Origin of the sequence: Avibacterium sp. 21-599, assembly GCF_026226765.1 — a bacterium.
Classification (GTDB): Bacteria; Pseudomonadota; Gammaproteobacteria; order Enterobacterales; family Pasteurellaceae; genus Avibacterium.
In genome coordinates this window covers 1128413-1150657 of the sequence record NZ_JAKKOB010000001.1, presented here as the reverse complement: position 1 = coordinate 1150657, position 22245 = coordinate 1128413, and the positions used below count along the sequence as shown (strand labels likewise).

Here is a 22245-nt window from a genome sequence, read left to right as displayed (position 1 = left end):
ATGCAAAAACCTGTTCAAGGTGCCGCACTGGCAGTAATGACGATTGCGCTGTCCCTTGCCACCTTTATGCAAGTGTTAGATTCGACCATTGCCAATGTGGCAATCCCGACGATTGCAGGCGATCTGGGGGCATCGTTTAGCCAAGGTACTTGGGTCATTACTTCCTTTGGGGTTGCAAATGCCGTTTCAATTCCCATTACAGGCTGGCTGGCAAAACGTTTTGGCGAAGTGCGCTTGTTTTTAATTGCTACCGGCTTATTTGTGCTTGCTTCTTGGCTATGTGGTATTTCTCATAGTTTAGAAATGTTGATCTTATGCCGTATTTTTCAAGGACTTGCGGCAGGGCCAATTATCCCACTTTCCCAAAGTTTATTATTGAACAACTATCCCCCGCAAAAACGCAGTATGGCATTAGCATTCTGGTCAATGACGGTGGTTGTTGCACCTATTTTTGGTCCAATTTTAGGTGGTTGGATTAGTGATAATCTACACTGGGGGTGGATTTTCTTTATTAACGTGCCGATTGGATTGTGTGTCATTTTTCTAAGTTGGAAAATTTTAGCTAAGCGGGAAACCAAAACTTATCAGCAACCTATTGATATGATGGGATTAATCTTGCTTGTTATCGGCGTGGGTTGTTTACAATTAATGCTTGACCAAGGGCGTGAGCAAGATTGGTTTAATTCTACTGAAATTGTCGTGCTTACTGTGATTTCCGCCATTGCATTAATTGCCTTAATTATTTGGGAATTGACTGAGGATAACCCTGTTGTGGATATTTCCTTATTTAAATCACGTAATTTTAGTGTGGGTTGCTTGTGTACTAGCCTCGCATTTTTGATTTATCTTGGTTCAGTCGTCCTAATTCCGCTCTTATTACAACAAGTTTATGGCTATACCGCCACTTGGGCAGGGCTTGCCGCCGCCCCAGTAGGATTATTCCCCATTCTACTTTCGCCTATTATTGGGCGTTTTGGCTACAAAATTGATATGCGAATTTTAGTTACGATCAGTTTTATGGTGTATGCCTTAACTTTCCATTGGCGTGCCGTTACTTTTGAGCCTTCAATGACCTTTGCTGATGTAGCATTACCACAGCTTATCCAAGGAATCGCTGTGGCTTGCTTTTTTATGCCACTCACCACCATTACCTTATCCGGTTTACCCGCAGAAAAAATGGCATCAGCTTCTAGCTTATTTAATTTTTTACGAACCCTTGCAGGTTCAATTGGTACTTCGCTGACCACCTTCTTATGGTATAACCGTGAGGCAATACATCACACGCAATTTACAGAAGCGATCAATCCTTATAATCTCAACGCCCAAGCTTATTACAACACAATGGCAGAGCTAGGTTTGAGCGAAACGCAAACCTCAATGTCTCTCGCAAGAACCATCACCGCGCAGGGATTTATTATTGGCGCAAATGAGATTTTCTGGTTGTCTGCGATAATGTTTATGTTGCTTTTTATCGTGGTGTGGTTTGCCAAACCGCCATTTGGTAATAAACATTAGTAAAGCAATAGAAAAAATAAAGTGCGGTAGAAAAATAAGCATTTTTTGTTCAACCCTCTAAAATTTGACCTAAGTGGCCCACAGGTAAAGTAGGATGTAAAAAAGGCATTATTAGATAACAGAGCGATGAACAATATTTAGTAACTTGAAAAATGCTTGAATATATTCATAACTATACGCAGCTAACTTTTTTGTTTTTCTATTTTTTATCATTATTTGATGTCCAAATACCCTCTATTTCTTTATCTCGTTATTTTATTCATATTACTGCTTTATCTGAATTTTTAACTTCAATGGTAAGAACTAAAAAATTTGATAAAAAAATACCGCACTGATATTTTTGCAAAGTCCAAATAAAATGGAGTATCATTTCATATTGCAAAATATCCAATACGTTTAAACTCAAGTAAATTCAAGATAAAAATGCTTAAAAAGTTTTTTAATCTTTTTTCAATTTTGTGATATAGCTCTCAGTAATGAAATATTACTTCATTTATTATATGGCCATTAGGTCGTTCCCTCCGTTATTTGGTCTCGTCGTATCCCCAAAGAGAATACGCCCTAACCATTTAGATTGAAATGTTCTACTCTGCAAATCAATGAAAGGAGAATTGCAATGAAATTAAATAAACTTGCTCTTGCTACATTATGTTTAGGTCTATCTACTTCGGTGTTTGCCGCAGACTATAACCTAAAATTTGGTATGGTTGCTGGTACAAGCTCCAATGAATACAAAGCGGTTGAGTTCTTTGCGAAAGAAGTAAAAGACAAATCTCAAGGTAAAATTGAAGTAGCAATTTTCCCAAGCGCTCAACTTGGTGATGACCGTGTGATGCTTAAGCAACTTAAAGATGGCGCATTAGACTTCACGCTCGCAGAATCTGCACGTTTCCAAATTTTCTACCCAGAAGCAGAGGTATTCGCACTGCCTTATATGTTGAAAAACTTTGATGTGGCGAAAAAAGCGGTGTTAGAAACCAACTTTGGTAAAAACTTATTCGCTAAAATTAATAAAGAATTAGGCGTAAGTGTACTTTCTATCGGTTATAACGGTACGCGTCAAACCACGTCAAACCGCCCAATTAATAGCATTGCAGATATGAAAGGCTTAAAACTGCGCGTGCCAAATGCCGCAACGAACCTTGCTTTCGCTAAATATGTCGGTGCAACGCCAACACCAATGGCGTTCTCTGAGGTGTATCTTGCGTTACAAACTAATGCGGTAGATGGGCAAGAAAACCCATTACCAACCATTCAAGCGCAAAAATTCTATGAAGTGCAAAAATACTTAGCATTAACTAACCACATTTTAAACGATCAACTTTACGTTATCAGTAATGAAACCCTTGATGAATTACCTGATGATTTAAAAGCGGTAGTAAAAGAAGCCGCACTTAAAGCAGCCGATTATCACACTAAATTATTTGTGGACGGTGAAAATGAATTAATTGCTTTCTTCAAAGAAAAAGGCGTAACGGTCACACAACCCGATCTTGCCCCCTTCAAAGCGGCATTACAACCGTACTATGATGAATATTTGAAAAAGAATGGTGAAGTTGGAAAACAAGCTGTAAAAGAAATCTCTGAGTTAGCTAAATAAGCGGTTTGCTTGCTCACTTTAAGCAATAACCTTAACGACAAGAGGTCAATATGAAAAAAACAGCATTACACAGTGCATTATTTGCAGCAATTGCAATGACAGCTTTTGCTGCACAAGCAAGCCAATATCCTGATTTGCCAGTCGGGATTAAAAGCGGAACAGGGGCATTAATTGGCGATACCGTTTATGTTGGTTTAGGAACAGGGGGAGATAAATTTTATTCTCTTAACCTAAAAGAGAAAGATGCTAAATGGCAAGAATTACCTGCTTTCCCCGGTGGAAAACGTAATCAACCCGTTTCTGCGGGCGTAGAGGGCAAGCTCTATGTATTTGGCGGTTTTCAAGATACGGATGTAGCAAAAAATCAAGTGATTAATGATGCTTATCGCTATGATCCAGAAACAAACTCGTGGACAAAATTGCAAACCCGTTCCCCACGCTCTGCCGTAGGGGCAAGTGTTGCTGAAACTAACGGTAAAATTTATTTTGTCGGTGGCATTAACCAAGAAATTTGGAATGGGCTTTTCCAAGATATTGCTGCCGCAGGTGGCGATAAAGACAAAGAAAAAGCCATTTTTGATCCTTATTTCAATTTACGCGTACAAGATTTCTTCTTCTCACCAGAAATTGTCAGCTATGAGCCAGCTACTAACACGTGGCGTAATGAAGGCATTTTCCCCTACTCAGGACGAGCAGGAGCTGCGGTGGCAATTAAGGATAACAAACTTCTTGTTGTAAACGGAGAAGTAAAAGCAGGATTGCGAACCCAAACCACGGAGCTTGGTACGATCGGTAAAAATGGAGTGACTTGGAAAAAATTGGGTGATTTACCAACACCGAAAGGGCAAAAACAACAAGAAGGGATTGCGGGCGCAATGGGGGGCTACAGTTACGGTAACTATATTGTAACAGGTGGGGCAAACTTCCCGGGCGCACGTGCAAATTATCAAAATGGTATCAACGATGCACACCGCACTGGTGGGTTGAAAAAAACGTGGCATAGTGATGTTTATGCACTCAATGCCAAAAAAGGGACTTGGAAAATCATTGGTAACTTGCCAGAACCAATTGGTTATGGCGTGAGTGTAAGCTATGACAACAAAGTGCTATTAATCGGTGGTGAAGGTCAAGGAGGAAAAGCCCTCACCTCAGTTCAAACAATGAGTTATGATGGAAAAAAACTGGTTGTTGAATAACACAGACCGATAAATGTAAGACAAGGCCCCGCTTGCGGGGCTTTTTTCATAAAATTTAAAAAATTACGTCAAATTGGTTTTATGTTGAATCATAAAACCGCACTGAAATTAATGAGGGCGTTGCAAATTCAGTCAATTGTTCGCAAGAAAAGGCACGGAAAGCGAGGTAAGACCGCTTTGATTGCGCCAAATGTGCTGAATCGTGATTTTACTGCGACAAAACTGAATTAGAAATGGGTGACGGATGTGACCGAATTTCATATTGGGCGGGAGAAGCTGTATTTTTCAGTGTTAATAGATTTGGCGAATCTCGAAATTATCGCCTATCAGTTTGCGAGGCGCCCCAATTTTCCTTTGGTAAAAAAGATGCTGGAGCAAGGGTTAAGCCAATTAATTGCGACGGATTGCCCCATTATTCACAGCGACCAAGGCGTTCTTTATCGTACAAACGCTTGGCGAAAAATGCTGGAGGGGCGCGCGATACCGAGTATGAGCTGACGCGGGAATTGCTATGATAATGCGGTGATTGAGCGTTTCTTTGCGATTTTGAAATCCGAGTGTTTTTATACGCGTAGCTATACGTCGATAGCAGAATTGCAAGCTGAACTTGAGAAATATGTGGTGTATGACAACCAAAAGCGTATTAAAATGGCGTTAAAAGGACTGAGTCCTGTTCAATACAGAACGCAGTATTTATAGTTTAACAACCTGTCCAACTTTTGGGGGCAGATCAATTCTATCTTTCAAGATGCTCTTTTTTATCATTAAAAAAGGATTTATTCCGTAAAATAAATCCCTTAGTCTATTCATTGTAAAATGACGATTACCCCTCAATCCCTTCAAACAATGCGGTACTTAAATAACGCTCTGCGGCGGAAGGAAGGATCGCAACGATCAGTTTATCGGCAAATTCAGGCAATTTTGCAAGACGATCGGCTGCTGCGACCGCCGCACCTGATGAAATCCCCGCTAAAATACCTTCTTCCGCCATTAAACGGCGAGCTGTGGCAATAGCGGTTTCACTGTTTACCTGCTCTACGCGATCAATTAAAGAAAGATCAAGGTTTTTCGGGATAAACCCTGCACCAATACCTTGGATTTTATGTGGACCGGGTTTCACTTCTTCGCCATTTAAGGTTTGCGTAATGACTGGACTTTCTTCGGGTTCAACGGCAACAGAAAGAATTTGTTTCCCTTTATCTAGTTTGATCGCACGTGAGATCCCTGTGATTGTTCCACCAGTTCCCACGCCAGCTACCACAACATCTACCTTGCCTTCTGTGTCATTCCAAATTTCTACTCCCGTAGTTTGACGATGAATATCAGGATTCGCTGGATTTTCAAATTGTTTAAGCATCACATAACGGTTAGGATCACTGGCCACAATTTCTTCTGCGGCGGCAATTGCCCCTTTCATTCCTTTTGCGCCTTCTGTTAGCACTAGATTGACACCTAAACCTCTTAATAAACGTTTACGCTCAGAACTCATTGTTTCAGGCATAGTGAGGGTCAGTTTATAACCTCGCGCTGCTGCCACATAAGCGAGTGCGATGCCTGTATTACCGCTAGTGGCATCAACAATTTCTTTCTCTTTGGTGAGAATGCCGTCTTTTTCCGCTTGCCAAATCATATTCGCCCCAATACGGCATTTCACACTAAAACTTGGATTTCGCCCTTCAATTTTTACGACCAGATTTCCATTATTACCAAAATGTTTTAAACGGACTAATGGCGTATTGCCGATTGAATAAGAATTATCACTGTAAATCGTCATTGTGTTCACCTATTTAATTTAATTGAAAGTGCGGTTAGTTTTAGCATAGTTTTTCTGCGATAAAAAATAGCCGTTGGCTATATTTTATAACCAACGGCTATTTACGCACTCATTTCAACTAATTAATAAAACGATTTGGCTGATGTTTTAATTGCTCTTGTTGATGATTAACAATTTTGGTGCGGTGATTTTGCGCTGACTGCTTATGTGGTTTAAATTCAAATAAGGCATTATCTCGATATTTTACCACCCACATTGCTGTTGCACCGCATACTGCGACGGGAATAATCACTAAATTAATAACTGGTACAAAAGTACAAAAAGTTACTAAGCTACCAAAGGTTAAGCTGAGCGTACGCGTTTCGCCTAATTCATTACGCATAATGCGAAAAGGAATTTTATGGTTATCAAAAGGATAATCACAATACTGAATCGCCATCATCCACGCGGTAAATAAAAAGGTTAGCACAGGCACCACGGATTGCCCTAATACAGGGATAAAACTTAATAAAAACAAGGCAATTATTTTGGGTAGGCTATACCATAATTTTTGCCATTCTCGCCCTAACATTCGAGGAATATCTTTGAGGAAATCAATTGTACTCATATCAATCAGATTTTCCCCCGTGAGCCTTTGCTCCACTTTTTCCGCTAATAAGCCATTAAACGGGGCGGCAATAAAGCCTGAAAGCATAGTAAATGCAAAATAAAACAGGGTTAAAATCATAAAAATGGATAATGCTAACAAAATCCCACTAAGCCACGCTAACCAATCAGGCACATAACTCATCAATTCATCAATTAATCCACCAATATTACTGATAAATAGCCAAAACAAGCCTGAAAGTAATAGGATATTGAGCAAAACCGGCATAATAACAAAACGTCTTAAGCCTTTTTGTGTAATCAAATGCCAGCCCATCACGAAATAATGAAAACCTTCGCTGAGTTCCTTTGCTTGTAACATTTTTTGTTTCCTAATCAAATAAAATGCGATGTAGCATACAAAGTGCGGTAAAAAAAATCAATTTTTACATATCACCGAATTTGCAAAATATGGTAAGCTATCGGCAAATTTATTCCGCCCTTTAGCTCAATGTTGGGAGAATGCAAGTAATGGATTTGAATACTATTTTGATTATTTTAGGGGTAATTGCCTTAATCGTTTTAGTGGCTCACGGGATATGGTCTAACCGCCGTGAAAAATCGCAAATTTTTGAAAATGGAAATACATTTAGCAAAGATTATCGCGTTCGCCAGCCACAAGAAAATATTAATCAGCACATTCAGAATGAAAATGCTTCACAATCTGTGCCTGAAAACCTTCAGCCAGCCCAACAGCATTTAGATTTTGAGGCTGAACAATATACCTTTTCAACACCGCAACGAGAAGAATCTCAAAATGTAGAGCAGGCAATTAATCAAATTAAAATTAGCTTGCCAAATGAGCCAGAACCCATTCAAGCCAGTGTTGAGCCAGTTGTGAACTATCAAACACCCCAACATTTGGCAACGGCAACCATCTCCGAAATTGAAGCAACGCTCAATACTGATGAAGGAATTCACGCCGAACACAAATTATCTGAGGTGCTAGCTAGCGCGTCTGAAACTCACCTTCAAATTGAACGTGAACGTCCAACCATCGAATTTGAGGAAGTCGCAGAAAACACGCCAACACCACAAGTGGAAGAAGAACAGACCACGCAAGCAGCAGATTTTCTAATGCTCTATGTCGTCTCACCAGAAAATCGTGATTTTAATGGGGCGGAGTTAGCCAAAGTGCTTGATGACCTTGGTTTTCTTTTTGGACATCAACAAATTTACCACCGCCATTTGGATCTCAGCGTTGCAAGCCCTGTGCTATTCAGTGCAGCAAATATTCAACAGCCCGGTACGTTTGATCCAAACAATATGGCAGATTTCTACACAGTCGGCATTGCGTTATTTATGCAACTACCGTCGCACGGTAATGATTTAGTCAATTTGCGAATGATGATCCGTGCCGCCAAAACCATTGCCGAAGAACTGGGTGGTTTTGTACTTACCGATAAACAAGAAATTTTTGATGACAATGCGGAAAAAACGTATTTCGCCAAAGTGAGTGCTTAAAAAGACAGAAAAAAGCACCGCACTTTCTTTTATCGCAAATGGCGGGCCAAAGTGTCCGCCTTAATTATTTGCCTTGTGGTAAAACAACAGTGCGATGATTTTTTAGAAGGAAAGTTACAATGAAAAAAGCAAATTTAGAAAGTATAAGAAGAGAAATCAAACTATTAAAAAAGAAATTGATGCGTGCAGAATACGAATATCATGTACTAGATGCCCCAAGAATATCTGATTATGAATATGACAAAAAATTTAAAAAACTTAAACAATTAGAACAGGAATATCCTGAATTTGCGGATAGCCATTCGCCCACCCAACGCGTGGGGGCAAAACCGCTTTCGGGCTTTGCTCAGGTAACCCACGAAATTCCAATGCTGTCCTTAGATAACGCATTTTCTGATGAGGAATTTACTGCCTTTGTAAAACGTATTCAAGATCGTTTGGGCGTGTTGCCCGATCCATTAACCTTCTGTTGTGAACCCAAATTAGATGGTTTAGCGGTAAGTATTTTGTATGAAAATGGTATCCTCACCCAAGCCGCCACCCGTGGCGATGGAACGACTGGAGAGGACATCACGGCGAATATTCGTACCATTCGCAATATTCCTTTGCAACTTTTAACTGATACCCCCCCCGCACGTTTGGAAGTTCGCGGTGAAGTGTTTATGCCACAAGCAGGTTTTGAAAAACTCAATGAAATGGCGTTAGCCAAAGGGGAAAAAACCTTTGCCAATCCTCGCAATGCGGCAGCAGGCTCATTGCGTCAGCTTGATCCCAAAATCACTCGCCAACGCCCATTAATGCTGAATGCTTATGGTATTGGCGTTGCCGAAGGCGTGTCGCTACCTAATACCCATTTTGATCGCCTACAATGGCTAAAATCTATCGGTATTCCTATTAATAAAGAAATTGAACGCTGTAATGGTGTCGAAAATGTGCTGAAATTCTACCGCACTATGGCAGAAAAACGCCCTCATTTAGGCTACGACATTGATGGTACGGTGCTAAAAATTAACGATATTGCATTGCAGGAACAGCTTGGCTTTATTTCCAAAGCACCACGTTGGGCAATTGCTTATAAATTCCCCGCGCAAGAAGAACTCACCGTGCTAAATGATGTGGAATTTCAGGTGGGCAGAACGGGGGCAATCACGCCAGTGGCAAAACTTGAACCGGTCTTTGTTGGCGGGGTTACCGTCAGCAATGCCACCTTACATAATGGCGATGAAATCGAACGTTTGAATATCGCTATTGGCGACACAGTCATTATCCGTCGCGCTGGTGATGTGATCCCACAAATTATTGGCGTAATGGCAGATCGTCGTCCAGCCGATGCTAAACCCATTATTTTTCCAAGCCATTGTCCTGTATGTGGTTCTGTGATCGTGCGTATTGATGGTGAAGCCGTAGCGCGTTGCACCGGTGGTTTATTCTGCGAGGCACAACGTAAAGAAGCACTCAAACACTTCGTTTCTCGTAAAGCAATGGATATTGATGGTGTGGGCGCAAAACTGATTGAGCAACTGGTAGATCGTGAGCTTATTCACACCCCAGCGGATCTGTTTAAATTAGATGAAGTAACCTTAATGCGTTTAGAACGTATGGGGGCAAAATCGGCAGAAAATGCGTTAAATAGCTTAGAAAAAGCCAAAAATACCACGCTTGCACGCTTTATTTTTGCCTTAGGCATTCGAGATGTTGGAGAAGCGACCGCGCAAAATCTCGCTAATCATTTCAAAAATCTGGATGCTATTAAACAGGCAGAGATCGCACAACTCCAAGAAGTTCCAGATGTTGGCGAAGTTGTGGCAAATCGTATTTTTGTCTTCTGGCGTGAACAGCATAATGTAGATGTGGTGAATGATCTTATCAACCAAGGCATACACTGGGACGATGTGCAAGTGCAAGAAGTGGGCAAAAATCCACTGAAAGGTAAAACCGTGGTACTCACTGGCACACTCACCCAAATGGCACGCAATGATGCCAAAGCCTTATTGCAACAACTCGGCAGTAAAGTAACAGGCAGTGTCTCTGCCAAAACAGATTATTTGATCGCAGGCGATAACGCAGGTTCAAAACTCAACAAAGCCCTTGAATTAGGGGTTAAGATTTTAACCGAAGAAGAATTTCTCGCTATGGCGAATTCAATTTAATTATGCCGAAAATAATAAAGAGCGGTAAAAAATCTTGAAATTTTCTACCGCTCTTTATTTCAGCAAATATTTATAAAAGTAAATATAATCAACTAGTTGATCTTATTACTTATTTTCTTGTAGCATTATTATTCTTCAATTTTTTTCGTTCCTCTCTAAGTACAGCTTTTAAAGCGTTACTTATGCGATTAGAAAACAAAATATATAACAGAGGAATTATTATTCCTGACAGGAGTGTATCAGGTGTATTGTTAGGGATATCGTCGCCTACCAAACAGGCTGGGCAGAATTGGGATGTATCAAGTGTATTTTTAGAGATGTAAAAAATAATGGGAACCCAAAGCACAACTCCCACAATGGATAGTAGGCAAATGAGACGAGAATACCTGTATTTCTTTCTATGATGCAAAACAATAGCTACAAAGGACATGAAACAACATATAGCCGTTGACAATAAATTACAAAAAACCCCCATCACTCCTAAAATCGTGAAGAGTATAAAAATATAAATAATAATTGTGTTTTTTTTATTTGTCATAAAGACCCCCATAATTTGTCTTATATTATCATAGAATAAAACGACTTAAATCTTCATTTTCTACCACTTCGCCTAAGGCTTCTGCAACATAAGCGCCATCAATGACTACCTGTTCACCATTCATATCGCTGGCATTAAACGAGATTTTATCCATTAAGCGTTCCATCACCGTATGTAAGCGACGCGCACCGATGTTTTCCGTTTTTTCGTTTACACGGAAAGCCGCTTCAGCAATTTTCTTAATTGCATCTTGGGTAAAGGTGATGTTTACGCCTTCTGTTGCCATTAACGCTTTATACTGCTCTGTTAGAGAGGCGTTTGGTTCAGTAAGAATTCGCTCAAAATCCTCTGCACTTAGTGCCGAGAGTTCTACGCGAATTGGCAAACGACCTTGTAATTCAGGGATGAGATCAGAAGGACGTGCCACTTGGAATGCGCCAGAGGCAATAAATAAAATATGATCGGTTTTTACCATTCCGTGTTTGGTGCTAACCGTTGAGCCTTCAACTAATGGCAATAAATCACGCTGTACGCCTTCACGGGAAACATCTGCACCGCTGTATTCGCCTTTTTTACAGATTTTGTCGATTTCATCAATAAAGACAATACCGTTTTGTTCTACCGCTTCAATTGCTTTTTGTTTGAGATCTTCAGGGTTAATTAATTTCGCTGCTTCATCATCAACAAGGGCTTTGAATGCGTCCTTAATTTTCATTTTGCGAGTTTTGGTTTTGCCACTGGAAAGATTTTGGAACATTGATTGCAACTGGCTTGTCATTTCTTCCATTCCCGGTGGCGCCATAATTTCAACGCCCATTGAAGGGGCGGCGACATCAATATCAATTTCACGATCATCAAGCTGTCCTTCACGTAATTTTTTGCGGAACACTTGACGAGTACTGCTATTGGTATCGTGATTTTCCACTTCGCCCCATTGGTTTTTCGCTGGTGGTAAGAGTGCATCTAAAATGCGATCTTCTGCCGCTTCTTCTGCACGGAAACGATTTTTTTCAATTTCTGTCTGACGGACTAATTTCATCGCACTGTCGGTTAGATCACGAATGATCGAATCCACTTCTTTCCCGACATAGCCCACTTCGGTAAATTTGGTGGCTTCCACTTTAATGAAAGGCGCATTGGCTAATTTTGCTAAACGGCGGGCAATTTCCGTTTTACCCACCCCAGTAGGCCCGATCATTAAAATATTTTTTGGTGTTACTTCGTGGCGTAATGGCTCTTGTAATTGCATTCTACGCCAGCGATTACGCAATGCGATTGCCACGGCTCTTTTAGCATCAGCTTGTCCGATAATATGTTGATCTAATTCAGAAACAATTTCACGAGGGGTCATTTCAGACATAATTTAATCCTTTTTGATAAGCCATTTATAGTATGAATAAATGGAATTAATGTGATGCTAATTTAAGTACAATAACACCACTTACAATCATTATTGCTCCCAATGCTCGCCAAAATGTGAGTGCATCATTGTAACAAAGCACGCCAACGATAAACGCACCAGCAGCACCGATTCCTGTCCATACCGCATAGGCGGTTCCCATTGGGATAGTCCGTTGTGCAAGGTAAAGTAATAATCCACTGCCCACCATAAAAACAACGGCAAGTAATGAACCTAGCACCACTTTATTGGGTTGAGTGGCCATTTTTAGTCCAATTGGCCAGCCAATTTCAAGCAAGCCGGCACAAACTAAATAAAGCCACGCCATTATGGCAATTCTTCAATGGTGAAATTTGTGTTAGTATAAACGCAAATATCCCCAGCAATTTTGAGTGATTTTTCTACGATTTCACGGGCAGAAAGATCGGTGTTTTGTACTAACGCACGTGCCGCAGACATCGCATAATTGCCGCCTGAACCAATCGCCAGAATTTGATCTTCTTCTGGCTGAACCACATCACCAATCCCCGTAATAATTAAACTTTCTTTTTCATCTGCGACAATAAGCATCGCTTCTAACTTGCGTAGCGCACGATCTGTCCGCCAATCTTTCGCTAATTCCACCGCACTTTTTAGTAAATGCCCTTGGTGCATTTCTAATTTACGCTCAAATAATTCAAATAAGGTAAAGGCATCTGCTGTTCCTCCAGCAAATCCAGCTAACACTTTGTTATTATATAAACGGCGAACTTTACGGGCATTGCCTTTCATTACCGTATTGCCGAGAGAGACTTGGCCATCGCCACCAACAACAACTTTCCCGTTGCGACGGACACTTACTATTGTGGTCATACTTTTTCCTTTTTTAGCTAAAAGAGATGGCTATAAAGTTAGGGCAAAAATTTAAATTTCAAGATAATAATCTGTATTTCTTTTAGAAAAATGCTGTCCCAGCGATTCCCATAAGAAAAGCAAGAAAAATGCCTAATCCCACATAATTATTATTAAGAAAGGCGTTAAAGCAGTCTTCACGACGACGATGACGGGTGAGTTTACATTGATAAATAAAAAGCAGTGCGGTGAGCGCAAGTACAATAAAATAGCTGTAATGCAAATGAGATTGGTAGCCGATAATAACCAACAGCCCCAAAGCAATAGATTGCAATAATGCAATGATTTTATTGTCATATTGCGCAAATAAGATCGCTGTGGATTTCACCCCAATTCGTAAATCGTCATCACGATCCACCATTGCATATTGGGTGTCATAAGCCACTGTCCAAGCAAGATTGGCAATAAATAATAACCAACATTCCAAAGGAAGTTGTTCAATTAATGCGCCATAAGCCATTGGAATAGACCAGCCGAAAGCCGCCCCTAAGAAAAACTGGGGAAGATGGGTATAACGCTTCATAAAGGGATAAATAAAGGCTAACAAGACGGCAATAAATGACAAACCAATCGCGTAATAATTCAAAAATAGCACCAAAATAAAAGCGCAGAAAATAAGCCCGGCAAAAAGTAATTTCGCCTCTTTCTCGCTGACTTTTCCTGTTGCCAAAGGGCGTTGTGAAGTGCGTTTCACTTTGCCATCAATATGGCGATCGGCATAATCATTGATTACACAACCGGCGGCACGCATAATGATGACGCCAAGGACAAAAACGATTAACACCGAAACAGGCGGAATGCTTTTCTCTGCCAAAAACAATGCCCAAAGTGTTGGCCACAATAACAATAATGTGCCAATGGGTTTGTCAAAACGCATTAATTGTGCGTAAGCAGTCAGTTTTTCCGAAAGTTGTGGCATAGTCCTAAATTAGCTAAATCAAAAGTGCGGTTATTTTACTTGAAAAAAGGGAAAAGGTCTTGAACAAATTGATCTATATCAATAAGATAGCGTTTTATTCTTTTATTCACCGCTAAAAGCAAGGAAAAAAATGACCGCACTTAAAGAAATCACACCACAGCAAGCTTGGCAAATGATGAATGAAGAAAATGCCACGTTGGTGGATATTCGCGATTTCCCTCGTTTTACGCATAGCCACCCAAAAGGGGCTTTTCACTTGACGAATCAAAGCTATGGCGAATTTCAACAAAAAGTAGATTATGATGATCCTATCATCGTGAGCTGTTATCACGGTATTAGCAGCCGCAATGTAGGTGCGTTTCTTATCGAGCAAGGCTACGATAACGTATATAGTATGCAGGGTGGCTTTATGGGGTGGGAACAAGCTGATTTACCGCTAGAAGGCGAAGCTGTACCAGAAAATTAAGCAAGAAAAAGGCGGAGATACCGCCTTCTGTTTATTCTGATTTAATCGGAAAAATCACTTTTTCTTTTGATTTAGCTAACAAATATCCTGCCACCAAGCCCACAAATGCAAAAGGTAGCCATTCGATGGAATAAGGCTTAAGTGGAAGTTGGTCGAGCAAATCAATTTTGCCTGAACCTAGCACGGATAAAATCGACACAAATGTCACCAAACCAATCGCTAAGCGGTGAGCCAAGATCGGCATTGGCAAAAATAAATTCAGTAGCAACAGCAAAATCACCGTAATGGTAATAGGGTATAAAATCATCAACACAGGCAAAGAAAGCCCAATCACTTCTTTCAAGCCAAGATTGGCGATCACAAAGCTAATCAGACAAAATAAGATGGCATAAGTGCGGTAAGAAAATCGCGGAAATTGTTGGTGAAAATAACTACTAACCGAAGCACACAGCCCAACCGCGGTAGTCAAACAAGCCAACGATACAATGATATTCAGCACCATTCGCCCTAGCTCACCAAAAGCCATTGTCGTAACCTGATTTAAAATATAAGTGCCAAGATCCTGCTTATTTTGCTGTAACTGTGCCAGCACGTCAGGGCTAATCATTAAGTGATTGCCTACCCAGCCAAGGGAAATATAAATCAATGCTAAGGCAATACCGGCGATTATTGCGGCAAAAATGGTTTGTTTTTGTAATGAAACGGTTTTTACCGCACTGGATTTGATCGCCCCTAACACCATCGTAGAAAATGCGATGGAAGCCAATGCGTCCATCGTTAAATAGCCGTTAATTGCTCCATTGAAAAAATCCGTATGACTTGCAACAGTCGGCATTGGCAAAGGTGTTTTCCCAACCAGCATTATCCCCGCTTTTACCACTAAAGCAATTATCGCAAGCAACAATACTGGCGTGAGAATAGAGCCAATACGTTCCACCATTTTAGACGGATTTAGGCTCAACCATAAGCTGAGCATAAAATATACAAAAGTAAATAACAATTGAGAAAGGCTATCAGCTTCTTTAAGAAAGGGAATCATCACCATTTCATAAGACATTGCGCCGGTTCTTGGTCCGGCAAAAAAAGGCCCAACTGCAAGGGAAATGGAGACCAAAAACAGCACAGAAAACCACGGATGAATTTGTCTTAATGCCACAATATATCCACCATGGTAAAAAGCGCTCACAATAATACCAAGCAATGGCAAGCCCACGCCAGTTAGTACAAAGCCTGAAATAGAAGACAAAAATGCCGTTCCTGTTTCAAAGCCTAATTTAGGCGGGAAAATCAGATTTCCCGCACCAAAAAAAATGGCAAAAAGCATAAACCCAATAATAAAGGTATTTTTTGTCATTCAACTTTCCCTTTATTTTTTCCAGTTTTTCAACGCATCGGCAAAGGCATTACCCATTGCACTATTATTTTGTGGTTTACGCTGTGGCTGTGGGCTACGAGGATTTCTTGCTACTAAAGTGCGGTGATTTTTTTCATTATTTTCTGCTTTATCCCCTGCTTGTTCATCTAAACGCATCGTTAAAGCGATACGCTTGCGGGCTACATCCACTTCCAAGACTTTCACTTTTACAATATCACCGGTTTTCACCACATCGTGCGGATCTTCAACAAATTTATTGGAAAGCGAAGAAATATGCACAAGCCCATCTTGATGAACACCAATATCCACAAACGCCCCAAAATTGGTTACATTGGTTACCGTACCTTCCAGGATCATTCCTGCTTTCAAATCACTGATTTCTTCCACACCGTCCATAAAGGTGGCGGTTTTAAACTCGCCACGCGGATCACGTCCCGGCTTTTCTAATTCTTTGAAAATATCTTGCACCGTTGGTAAACCAAATTGTTCATCAATAAATTGTTTTGCATCTAACTGACGAATCGCACTGGCGTTGCCCATTAAATCTTGAATGGATTGCTGAGTTGCTTGCAAGATCTTTTCCACCACAGGATAGGTTTCTGGGTGAACACCTGACGCATCAAGAGGATTTTGCCCAGCTGAAATACGCATAAAGCCTGCGCATTGTTCAAAGGCTTTTGGCCCTAAACGAGAAACTTTTTTCAGCTCTTCGCGGTTTTCAAAACGGCCATTTTCATCACGAAATTGCACGATATTTTGTGCGAGCGTTTTGGTCATTCCTGCTACGCGAGAAAGCAACGGTACAGAGGCGGTATTGAGATCCACGCCTACCGCGTTTACACAATCTTCCACCACTGCATCTAATTTACGCGCCAGTTGAGTTTGATTGACATCGTGCTGGTATTGCCCCACGCCAATGGCTTTCGGCTCAATTTTCACTAATTCTGCCAATGGATCTTGCAAACGGCGCGCAATAGACACCGCCCCCCGTAAAGACACATCAAGCTGTGGAAATTCTTGTGCGGCTAATTCTGATGCAGAATACACGGAAGCTCCCGCTTCACTGACGACCACTGTTTGTGGTTTTTGCCCTGAGATTTGTTTTACCACCTCTTTAGCAAAACGCTCCGTTTCTCTTGATGCTGTACCATTACCAATAGCAATCAGTTCCACATTATGGCGTTCGATTAATTGATAAAGGCTCGCCATTGCTGCTGCCGTTTGTCCTGTGTGTGGATAAACCGTATCCGTTGCCAATAATTTACCCGTATTATCCACAACCGCCACTTTTACCCCTGTTCGCAAACCGGGATCTAGCCCCATTGTGTTTTTTGCCCCGGCTGGTGCCGCCATTAAAAGTGCGGTAAGATTTCGAGCAAATACATTGATTGCCTCATCTTCTGCTTTTTCACGCAATTGGCTCATTAATTCCGTTTCTAAATGGAGTGAAACCTTAATCCGCCACGTCCAGCTTATCACCTGCTCACGCCATTTGTCCGCTGGCTGTTGGTTAAAATGTACGCCCAGATGCTGACGAATAATTTCCTCGCAATAACTTTGACGCGCCCCTTCTTCTTGTTCGGGATCCGCATTTAAACTTAACTGTAAAATGCCTTCATTGCGTCCACGGAACATTGCCAAAGCGCGGTGAGAAGGCACATTATGCCAAAGCTCTTGGTGATCAAAATAATCTTGGAATTTTTCGCCTTCTTGTTCTTTGCCCTCTAAAACTTTAGAAATTAACACCGCACTTTGTTGTAAATACTGACGCACTTTCGCCAATAATTGGGCATCTTCCGCAAAACGTTCCATTAAAATATAACGTGCGCCATCTAACACCGCCTTGCTATCGGCAAAGCCTTTTTCCGCATCAATATAAGCACTTGCTGCGGTTTCCGGATCTTGGCTTGGATCATTCCATAAACGCTCAGCCAGCGGTTCAAGCCCTGCTTCAATGGCGATTTGCCCTTTGGTACGGCGTTTCGGCTTGTACGGCAAATATAAATCTTCTAACTCCGTCTTGCTTTGAGTTTGTTGGATTTGGTTGCGTAATTCGTCCGTTAATTTGCCCTGTTCTTCAATAGATTTTAAAATTGTTTGACGGCGATCTTCTAACTCACGCAAATAAATCAAGCGCGTTTCAAAATGGCGTAATTGAGTGTCATCTAAGCCACCAGTGACCTCTTTACGATAACGCGCGATAAAAGGAATAGTATTGCCTTCATCTAATAATTGAATGGCTGCAAGAATTTGCTGTGGTTGCACCGTTAATTCAGCGGCAATGATCTGTGAAATTTGTTGATTTAACATTGGCGTTTATTCAGTTTATTCATTAGTAAAAGTAAAAATTCGCCATAGGATACTGGTTTTATGGGCTTTGCTCAAATGTTTCTTTGCTCATAAAGTTAGCCTACAATTTTTCTTGTTATTTTTTTACTTTTACACTAAATTGTAGAAACGTTGCTATAAGGAAATAAAAATGACGATTATGACTAGCCGAGAATTTAACCAGCATCTCAATCAGGCACAAAAAGCAGCACAAATCGCGCCTGTTATTGTAACAAATCGCGGTGAACCCACTTATGTACTAATGAGCTATGCAGATTACCAGAAAATGTTGCAATCTCATTCTCCTCGTAATGCTTTAGAGGCATTAACGCCACAAGATGAGGCGGATATTGAGTTAGACATTCCACCTCGTTCAATAAAGCAACGCACGCCGCTTGAGTTTGATGAATAAGGGAAAAATGTATTTTATTGACACCAATGTATTAAGTGAAATTCGTAAAATTAAAAGTGGTAAAGCGAACCAAGGGGTCATTAATTGGTTATCTGGAATTAATGAACAACAAATTTATACGAATATTATCGTAATGATGGAATTGGAACGTGGCATTTTAGCCAAAGAACGTAAAGATCCTTGGCAAGGAAAAATACTCCGTCAATGGTTTGAACATACGATAAAGACAGGCTTTTCAAATCGTATCCTTCATCTTGATGATAAAACAGCGAAAATTTGTGCTACCTTACACATTCCCGATCATTGTCCTGAGAATGACGCTTGGATTGCTGCCAGCGCTATTCAATATGGTCTGACGCTGGTTACACGAAATACCGCAAATTTCTCGCGTATGGGCGTAAAATTATTGAATCCATTTGATAAATAAGTTTTATCCATTCAAAGGTAAAGGAATAGCAAAATGCCAAAATCAAACTACATCACACGCAGTGGCTGGAATAAATTAGATCAAGAATTAAAATTTCTATGGAAAGAAGAGCGCCCAAAAGTTACTCAAGCGGTTTCTGATGCTGCTGCGTTAGGCGATCGTAGTGAAAATGCCGAATATATTTATGGTAAACGCCGTTTACGTGAAATTGATCGCCGTGTGCGTTTTTTGACAAAACGTTTAGAAGTGTTGCAGATTGTGGATTATCACCCAAGACAAGAAGGCAAAATTTTTTTTGGTGCTTGGGTCAGCCTTGAAAATGAAAATGGCGAGGAAAGTCAATACCGTATCGTGGGCTGCGATGAATTTGATCCAGCTAAGAATTGGATTTCCATCGACAGCCCCGTAGCTCGCGCATTGATTGGCAAAGAAGTCGATGATGAAGTGAAAGTCCATACGCCATCGGGCTTGGTAACATTATTGGTGAATAAAATTTGGTATGAGATATAGCCTCAAATCCCCTCATCTTCCACGCGAGCCGTTCTTTTTATTTTTTGTTGTGCTGAAAGGGTCGTGATGCCTTGATTTGCACTGGCTAGGGCTTGCGCCACCAATTCTGGAAATGTCAGTTCATCCTTTGCCATTATGGTTTCAATCAACATTTGTAAATTCGTGCCAACAATAACTTCCGTGCGCTCAAACTGTTGGGCAATCATTGCACATTGACGAAATGGCGTGCCACCTAAAATATCACAGCAAAAAAGTACCGCACTTGCATTTTCCGCTGTGAGATATTGTGCGATGTTTTGATGTAGCTGTTTGGGCGTGATTTGCTTATCATCAAAATCAAAAAATGCCACATTGGGATATTGCCCGATAATTTGTTCCAACGCGCTTTGTAGTCCTGTGGCGAAATGTCCGTGTCCACTCACGATCAAGATTGTCATTTTTTCTCCTTATTGATAAAAAATGCCGAGCAAATACTCGGCATTTGTCATCACTCATTTTATAAGATACCCGCAAAACGTCCGCCAATACCAATGACGACGGTGAGAATAATTAAGCGTAATGGCGACCAATTACGTTTCACCAAGTAGTACATCAATAAGGTGTACACCAACGGCAAGAAAGCTGGCATAAGTTTATCAAGCACATCCGCTTGCACTTTCACCACGGCATCGCCTGCGGTGATTTCTGCGCTAGTTTGGAAACGAATGTAAGTGGCAACTAATGCCCCAATCACAGTCATACCAATCATTGAAGCCGCGTGCGACACTTTTTTCGTGTTAGCTTTAATGGTTGGAATAGCCGCAACTCCCATTTTGTAAGCATAGTGTGCTAAACCAAAACGTAAACCGAAATGCACGATATTGAATACGACAAAGAAGAAAATTGCCCCTAGGATTGAGCCTTGTAAAGCAAGGCTTGCACCGATCCCGCCACAAATGGGTAGCAAGGTAAACCAAAATAAGGCATCCCCAATACCGCCTAAGGGCGCACCCACTGCAATTTTTGTACTTTGAATGGCGTTTACTTCCTGTTTAGAGCGCTCCATTGCCAGCACAATTCCCATAACGAACGTAACAAGGAATGGATGGGTATTAAAAAAGCCCAAATGCCCTTTCATTGCCTTACTTAAATCCGCTTTGTTAGTATGAATTTTTTTCAATGCAGGGCTAATTCCATATAACCAACCTGCTGCTTGCATACGCTCATAATTGAAAGAGGCTTGAAGTAATAAAGAACGCCACGCCATCGTATTAATATCAGCTTTAGTCAGTTCTTTTCCCATTGTTTGATCTTCGTACACATTATCATTTTGTACGTTTTGACGTGCTTTAGATTCCATCTTGAAACTCCTCTTTTGGCGTTGCTTTCGTTTCAGTATTCCCCTTACGCATATAGTCAATAAGAGCCATTGCAACCGCTGCTGCAGCAATCGCTAACACCGGAAGCTTAAGCCAAGCAGCCCCTACAAAACCGAGAATAAAATAAGGGATATAGGCATTTTTCATCATAATTTTCATCAATACTGCAAACCCGATGGCCGGCATAATGCCTCCAGCAACACCCAAGCCGTCAATCACTTCTTTTGGCAACATTGCAATGATTTTCCCTGCATATTCCGCCCCAAAATAAGTGGGTAAGAACGCACAAAAGAAATAGAACGTACCTAGCACTAACAAACCAAGATAGTTCACATAATCAATACCTTTGAGATTCGCTTCTTCCGCCATTTGATCACAACGAGACATCACCGCTGACATAACGGAGAACAAAAAGGTGATTCCCATTTGTACCGCAATAGCAAAAGGCACTGCCACGCCAACCGCAACTTTCGGATCGGTTTTCGTCGTGATGGCAAATGCAGTTCCCACAATAGTGCCGATAATCACATTGGGTGGTTGCGCACCTGCCAATGGTGCAAGCCCCATCCAGACTAATTCTAGGGTACCGCCAACTAAGATCCCTGTTTGCAAATCCCCTAAAATCGCCCCTACAATAGGTCCTAATACAACGGGTCTATGAAAATGTGTTAAACCATTATAGAGGTCAAGACCTGCAAAAAATGCGAGTACACCCAATAAGAGTGCCTGTAAAAGTCCAATTTCCATCGTTTCCTCTCTTCTTTCTTACAATAATTTAAATAAATCTATTGCCTCTTCGGTTGGTACACCTTGGATAAAACACTGCACACCAAGCTGACGTAGCTGTTCAAATGCCGCTCTGTCTTTCTCATTTACGGATACGGTTTTATGGATCTGCGTTTTGCCCTCCTCATAATGCATATTGCCTACGTTGATTTTGTCAATGGGTACCCCACCTTGCACTAAGGTTAAAAAATCACTCGGTGTTTTGCACACAAGCAAGATTTTTTGCCTATCTGCTGCACGATGGATATTATCAATCACCTTTTGTAATGGCCAAAAACGCACATCGATCCCTTCCGCCAATACCATTTCCATTAGGTTTTGTTGCATTGGATCTTCAGCCACTTCATCATTAGCAACCAGCACCAAATTAGCTCCCGCAAAACCAACCCACTGCACCCCAACCTGCCCGTGGATTAAACGCTCATCAATTCGATTTAACACAATATTTGGCATAGTACACTCCTTGATAACTCATTTTGGGTATCTTCTTTT

Annotated in this window: 23 protein-coding genes and 1 pseudogene; 11 read left to right on the top strand and 13 right to left on the bottom strand. The window is 41.0% G+C overall.

All coding sequences use genetic code 11. The features are described from left to right. From L5B83_RS05690 to L5B83_RS05670, 5 genes and pseudogenes are all read left to right on the top strand, one after another. Entirely contained in the window at nt 1-1515 is a 1515-nt protein-coding gene (locus L5B83_RS05690) for a DHA2 family efflux MFS transporter permease subunit (RefSeq protein ID WP_250363606.1), read from the top strand. 616 nt (nt 1516-2131) lie between these two features. Further along, nucleotides 2132-3115, top strand: coding sequence for a sialic acid TRAP transporter substrate-binding protein SiaP (locus L5B83_RS05685; RefSeq protein WP_250363498.1), 984 nt, complete (start codon nt 2132-2134; stop codon nt 3113-3115). Nucleotides 3116-3165: 50 nt separating this feature from the next. After that, nucleotides 3166-4311 carry an N-acetylneuraminate epimerase gene (locus L5B83_RS05680; RefSeq protein ID WP_265762610.1) on the top strand — a complete coding sequence of 382 codons (1146 nt, stop codon included), beginning with the start codon at nt 3166-3168 and terminating at the stop codon, nt 4309-4311. A 237-nt stretch (nt 4312-4548) separates the two neighbouring features. Beyond that, nucleotides 4549-4809 (top strand): DDE-type integrase/transposase/recombinase, encoded by a 261-nt coding sequence (locus tag L5B83_RS05675; protein ID WP_326938360.1) that lies wholly within the window; start codon nt 4549-4551, stop codon nt 4807-4809. A 15-nt stretch (nt 4810-4824) separates the two neighbouring features. Beyond that, nucleotides 4825-5010 (top strand): annotated as a pseudogene (locus L5B83_RS05670) (IS3 family transposase); the annotation flags it as partial. A gap of 124 nt (nt 5011-5134) precedes the next feature. On the opposite strand, the gene cysK reads toward L5B83_RS05670, so the two are convergent. Both cysK and cysZ read right to left on the bottom strand, forming a co-directional pair. Next, nucleotides 5135-6085, bottom strand: a complete 951-nt coding sequence (gene cysK, locus L5B83_RS05665) for a cysteine synthase A (RefSeq protein ID WP_250364082.1) — start codon at nt 6083-6085, stop codon at nt 5135-5137. 118 nt (nt 6086-6203) lie between these two features. Further along, nucleotides 6204-7052 (bottom strand): sulfate transporter CysZ, encoded by an 849-nt coding sequence (cysZ, locus tag L5B83_RS05660; RefSeq protein ID WP_250364081.1) that lies wholly within the window; start codon nt 7050-7052, stop codon nt 6204-6206. 149 nt (nt 7053-7201) lie between these two features. Here cysZ and zipA point away from each other — a divergent pair, with 149 nt between their 5' ends. Next, entirely contained in the window at nt 7202-8194 is a 993-nt protein-coding gene (gene zipA, locus L5B83_RS05655) for a cell division protein ZipA (RefSeq protein WP_250364080.1), read from the top strand. 119 nt (nt 8195-8313) lie between these two features. Then, entirely contained in the window at nt 8314-10344 is a 2031-nt protein-coding gene (gene ligA / locus L5B83_RS05650) for an NAD-dependent DNA ligase LigA (protein WP_265777833.1), read from the top strand. A 109-nt stretch (nt 10345-10453) separates the two neighbouring features. On the opposite strand, the gene L5B83_RS05645 is transcribed toward ligA, so the two are convergent. The 5 genes from L5B83_RS05645 to ubiA all read right to left on the bottom strand — a co-directional run bounded on the left by L5B83_RS05645 (nt 10454) and on the right by ubiA (nt 14091). Next, complete coding sequence (locus tag L5B83_RS05645) at nt 10454-10882, bottom strand: hypothetical protein (RefSeq protein WP_265762293.1); 429 nt, start codon at nt 10880-10882, stop codon at nt 10454-10456. Nucleotides 10883-10910: 28 nt separating this feature from the next. Further along, the gene (hslU, locus tag L5B83_RS05640; RefSeq protein WP_250350937.1) at nt 10911-12242 is read right to left on the bottom strand and encodes an HslU--HslV peptidase ATPase subunit; all 1332 of its coding nucleotides are present in this window, start codon (nt 12240-12242) and stop codon (nt 10911-10913) included. Nucleotides 12243-12288: 46 nt separating this feature from the next. Continuing rightward, nucleotides 12289-12609, bottom strand: a complete 321-nt coding sequence (locus tag L5B83_RS05635) for a DMT family transporter (RefSeq protein ID WP_250364077.1) — start codon at nt 12607-12609, stop codon at nt 12289-12291. Beyond that, nucleotides 12609-13133 carry an ATP-dependent protease subunit HslV gene (hslV, locus tag L5B83_RS05630; protein WP_017805350.1) on the bottom strand — a complete coding sequence of 175 codons (525 nt, stop codon included), beginning with the start codon at nt 13131-13133 and terminating at the stop codon, nt 12609-12611. Before hslV ends, L5B83_RS05635 begins: the two co-directional genes overlap by 1 nt. An 82-nt stretch (nt 13134-13215) precedes the next feature. Beyond that, nucleotides 13216-14091, bottom strand: a complete 876-nt coding sequence (ubiA, locus tag L5B83_RS05625) for a 4-hydroxybenzoate octaprenyltransferase (RefSeq protein WP_250350939.1) — start codon at nt 14089-14091, stop codon at nt 13216-13218. A gap of 130 nt (nt 14092-14221) precedes the next feature. Here ubiA and glpE point away from each other — a divergent pair, with 130 nt between their 5' ends. Continuing rightward, the gene (gene glpE, locus L5B83_RS05620; RefSeq protein ID WP_250364076.1) at nt 14222-14557 is read left to right on the top strand and encodes a thiosulfate sulfurtransferase GlpE; all 336 of its coding nucleotides are present in this window, start codon (nt 14222-14224) and stop codon (nt 14555-14557) included. Between the two features lie 31 nt (nt 14558-14588). On the opposite strand, the gene brnQ is transcribed toward glpE, so the two are convergent. Both brnQ and L5B83_RS05610 read right to left on the bottom strand, forming a co-directional pair. Next, on the bottom strand, nt 14589-15911 hold the full coding sequence (gene brnQ, locus L5B83_RS05615) for a branched-chain amino acid transport system II carrier protein (protein WP_265777832.1): 1323 nt from the start codon (nt 15909-15911) through the stop codon (nt 14589-14591). 12 nt (nt 15912-15923) lie between these two features. Beyond that, nucleotides 15924-18242, bottom strand: coding sequence for a Tex family protein (locus tag L5B83_RS05610; protein WP_265777831.1), 2319 nt, complete (start codon nt 18240-18242; stop codon nt 15924-15926). Nucleotides 18243-18411: 169 nt separating this feature from the next. On the opposite strand from L5B83_RS05610, the gene L5B83_RS05605 reads away from it, so the two are divergent. The 3 genes from L5B83_RS05605 to greB are packed head-to-tail and all read left to right on the top strand — an operon-like array spanning nt 18412 to nt 19609. Next, on the top strand, nt 18412-18672 hold the full coding sequence (locus L5B83_RS05605; RefSeq protein WP_250350943.1) for a type II toxin-antitoxin system Phd/YefM family antitoxin: 261 nt from the start codon (nt 18412-18414) through the stop codon (nt 18670-18672). Nucleotides 18673-18679: 7 nt separating this feature from the next. After that, nucleotides 18680-19099 (top strand): type II toxin-antitoxin system VapC family toxin, encoded by a 420-nt coding sequence (locus tag L5B83_RS05600; protein ID WP_250364073.1) that lies wholly within the window; start codon nt 18680-18682, stop codon nt 19097-19099. Between the two features lie 33 nt (nt 19100-19132). Beyond that, entirely contained in the window at nt 19133-19609 is a 477-nt protein-coding gene (gene greB, locus L5B83_RS05595; protein ID WP_265777830.1) for a transcription elongation factor GreB, read from the top strand. A gap of 2 nt (nt 19610-19611) precedes the next feature. Here greB and agaF read toward each other — a convergent pair whose 3' ends face one another. The 4 genes from agaF to agaV are packed head-to-tail and all read right to left on the bottom strand — an operon-like array spanning nt 19612 to nt 22206. After that, the gene (gene agaF, locus L5B83_RS05590) at nt 19612-20046 is read right to left on the bottom strand and encodes a PTS galactosamine/N-acetylgalactosamine transporter subunit IIA (RefSeq protein WP_265777829.1); all 435 of its coding nucleotides are present in this window, start codon (nt 20044-20046) and stop codon (nt 19612-19614) included. 59 nt (nt 20047-20105) lie between these two features. After that, the gene (agaE, locus tag L5B83_RS05585) at nt 20106-20948 is read right to left on the bottom strand and encodes a PTS N-acetylgalactosamine transporter subunit IID (RefSeq protein ID WP_250350947.1); all 843 of its coding nucleotides are present in this window, start codon (nt 20946-20948) and stop codon (nt 20106-20108) included. After that, on the bottom strand, nt 20938-21714 hold the full coding sequence (gene agaW / locus L5B83_RS05580) for a PTS N-acetylgalactosamine transporter subunit IIC (protein ID WP_250350948.1): 777 nt from the start codon (nt 21712-21714) through the stop codon (nt 20938-20940). Before agaW ends, agaE begins: the two co-directional genes overlap by 11 nt. An 18-nt stretch (nt 21715-21732) precedes the next feature. Next, the gene (agaV, locus tag L5B83_RS05575) at nt 21733-22206 is read right to left on the bottom strand and encodes a PTS N-acetylgalactosamine transporter subunit IIB (protein ID WP_250350949.1); all 474 of its coding nucleotides are present in this window, start codon (nt 22204-22206) and stop codon (nt 21733-21735) included. Between the last annotated feature and the right edge of the window lie 39 nt (nt 22207-22245).

What these genes read in the sequence shown, in the direction of transcription:
- L5B83_RS05690 (WP_250363606.1), top strand. Translation starts at nt 1, where the DNA reads ATGCAAAAACCTGTTCAAGGTGCCGCACTGGCAGTAATGACGATTGCG.
- L5B83_RS05685 (WP_250363498.1), top strand. Translation starts at nt 2,132, where the DNA reads ATGAAATTAAATAAACTTGCTCTTGCTACATTATGTTTAGGTCTATCT.
- L5B83_RS05680 (WP_265762610.1), top strand. Translation starts at nt 3,166, where the DNA reads ATGAAAAAAACAGCATTACACAGTGCATTATTTGCAGCAATTGCAATG.
- cysK (WP_250364082.1), bottom strand. Translation starts at nt 6,085, where the DNA reads ATGACGATTTACAGTGATAATTCTTATTCAATCGGCAATACGCCATTA.
- cysZ (WP_250364081.1), bottom strand. Translation starts at nt 7,052, where the DNA reads ATGTTACAAGCAAAGGAACTCAGCGAAGGTTTTCATTATTTCGTGATG.
- zipA (WP_250364080.1), top strand. Translation starts at nt 7,202, where the DNA reads ATGGATTTGAATACTATTTTGATTATTTTAGGGGTAATTGCCTTAATC.
- ligA (WP_265777833.1), top strand. Translation starts at nt 8,314, where the DNA reads ATGAAAAAAGCAAATTTAGAAAGTATAAGAAGAGAAATCAAACTATTA.
- L5B83_RS05645 (WP_265762293.1), bottom strand. Translation starts at nt 10,882, where the DNA reads ATGACAAATAAAAAAAACACAATTATTATTTATATTTTTATACTCTTC.
- hslU (WP_250350937.1), bottom strand. Translation starts at nt 12,242, where the DNA reads ATGTCTGAAATGACCCCTCGTGAAATTGTTTCTGAATTAGATCAACAT.
- L5B83_RS05635 (WP_250364077.1), bottom strand. Translation starts at nt 12,609, where the DNA reads ATGGCGTGGCTTTATTTAGTTTGTGCCGGCTTGCTTGAAATTGGCTGG.
- hslV (WP_017805350.1), bottom strand. Translation starts at nt 13,133, where the DNA reads ATGACCACAATAGTAAGTGTCCGTCGCAACGGGAAAGTTGTTGTTGGT.
- ubiA (WP_250350939.1), bottom strand. Translation starts at nt 14,091, where the DNA reads ATGCCACAACTTTCGGAAAAACTGACTGCTTACGCACAATTAATGCGT.
- glpE (WP_250364076.1), top strand. Translation starts at nt 14,222, where the DNA reads ATGACCGCACTTAAAGAAATCACACCACAGCAAGCTTGGCAAATGATG.
- brnQ (WP_265777832.1), bottom strand. Translation starts at nt 15,911, where the DNA reads ATGACAAAAAATACCTTTATTATTGGGTTTATGCTTTTTGCCATTTTT.
- L5B83_RS05610 (WP_265777831.1), bottom strand. Translation starts at nt 18,242, where the DNA reads ATGTTAAATCAACAAATTTCACAGATCATTGCCGCTGAATTAACGGTG.
- L5B83_RS05605 (WP_250350943.1), top strand. Translation starts at nt 18,412, where the DNA reads ATGACGATTATGACTAGCCGAGAATTTAACCAGCATCTCAATCAGGCA.
- L5B83_RS05600 (WP_250364073.1), top strand. Translation starts at nt 18,680, where the DNA reads ATGTATTTTATTGACACCAATGTATTAAGTGAAATTCGTAAAATTAAA.
- greB (WP_265777830.1), top strand. Translation starts at nt 19,133, where the DNA reads ATGCCAAAATCAAACTACATCACACGCAGTGGCTGGAATAAATTAGAT.
- agaF (WP_265777829.1), bottom strand. Translation starts at nt 20,046, where the DNA reads ATGACAATCTTGATCGTGAGTGGACACGGACATTTCGCCACAGGACTA.
- agaE (WP_250350947.1), bottom strand. Translation starts at nt 20,948, where the DNA reads ATGGAATCTAAAGCACGTCAAAACGTACAAAATGATAATGTGTACGAA.
- agaW (WP_250350948.1), bottom strand. Translation starts at nt 21,714, where the DNA reads ATGGAAATTGGACTTTTACAGGCACTCTTATTGGGTGTACTCGCATTT.
- agaV (WP_250350949.1), bottom strand. Translation starts at nt 22,206, where the DNA reads ATGCCAAATATTGTGTTAAATCGAATTGATGAGCGTTTAATCCACGGG.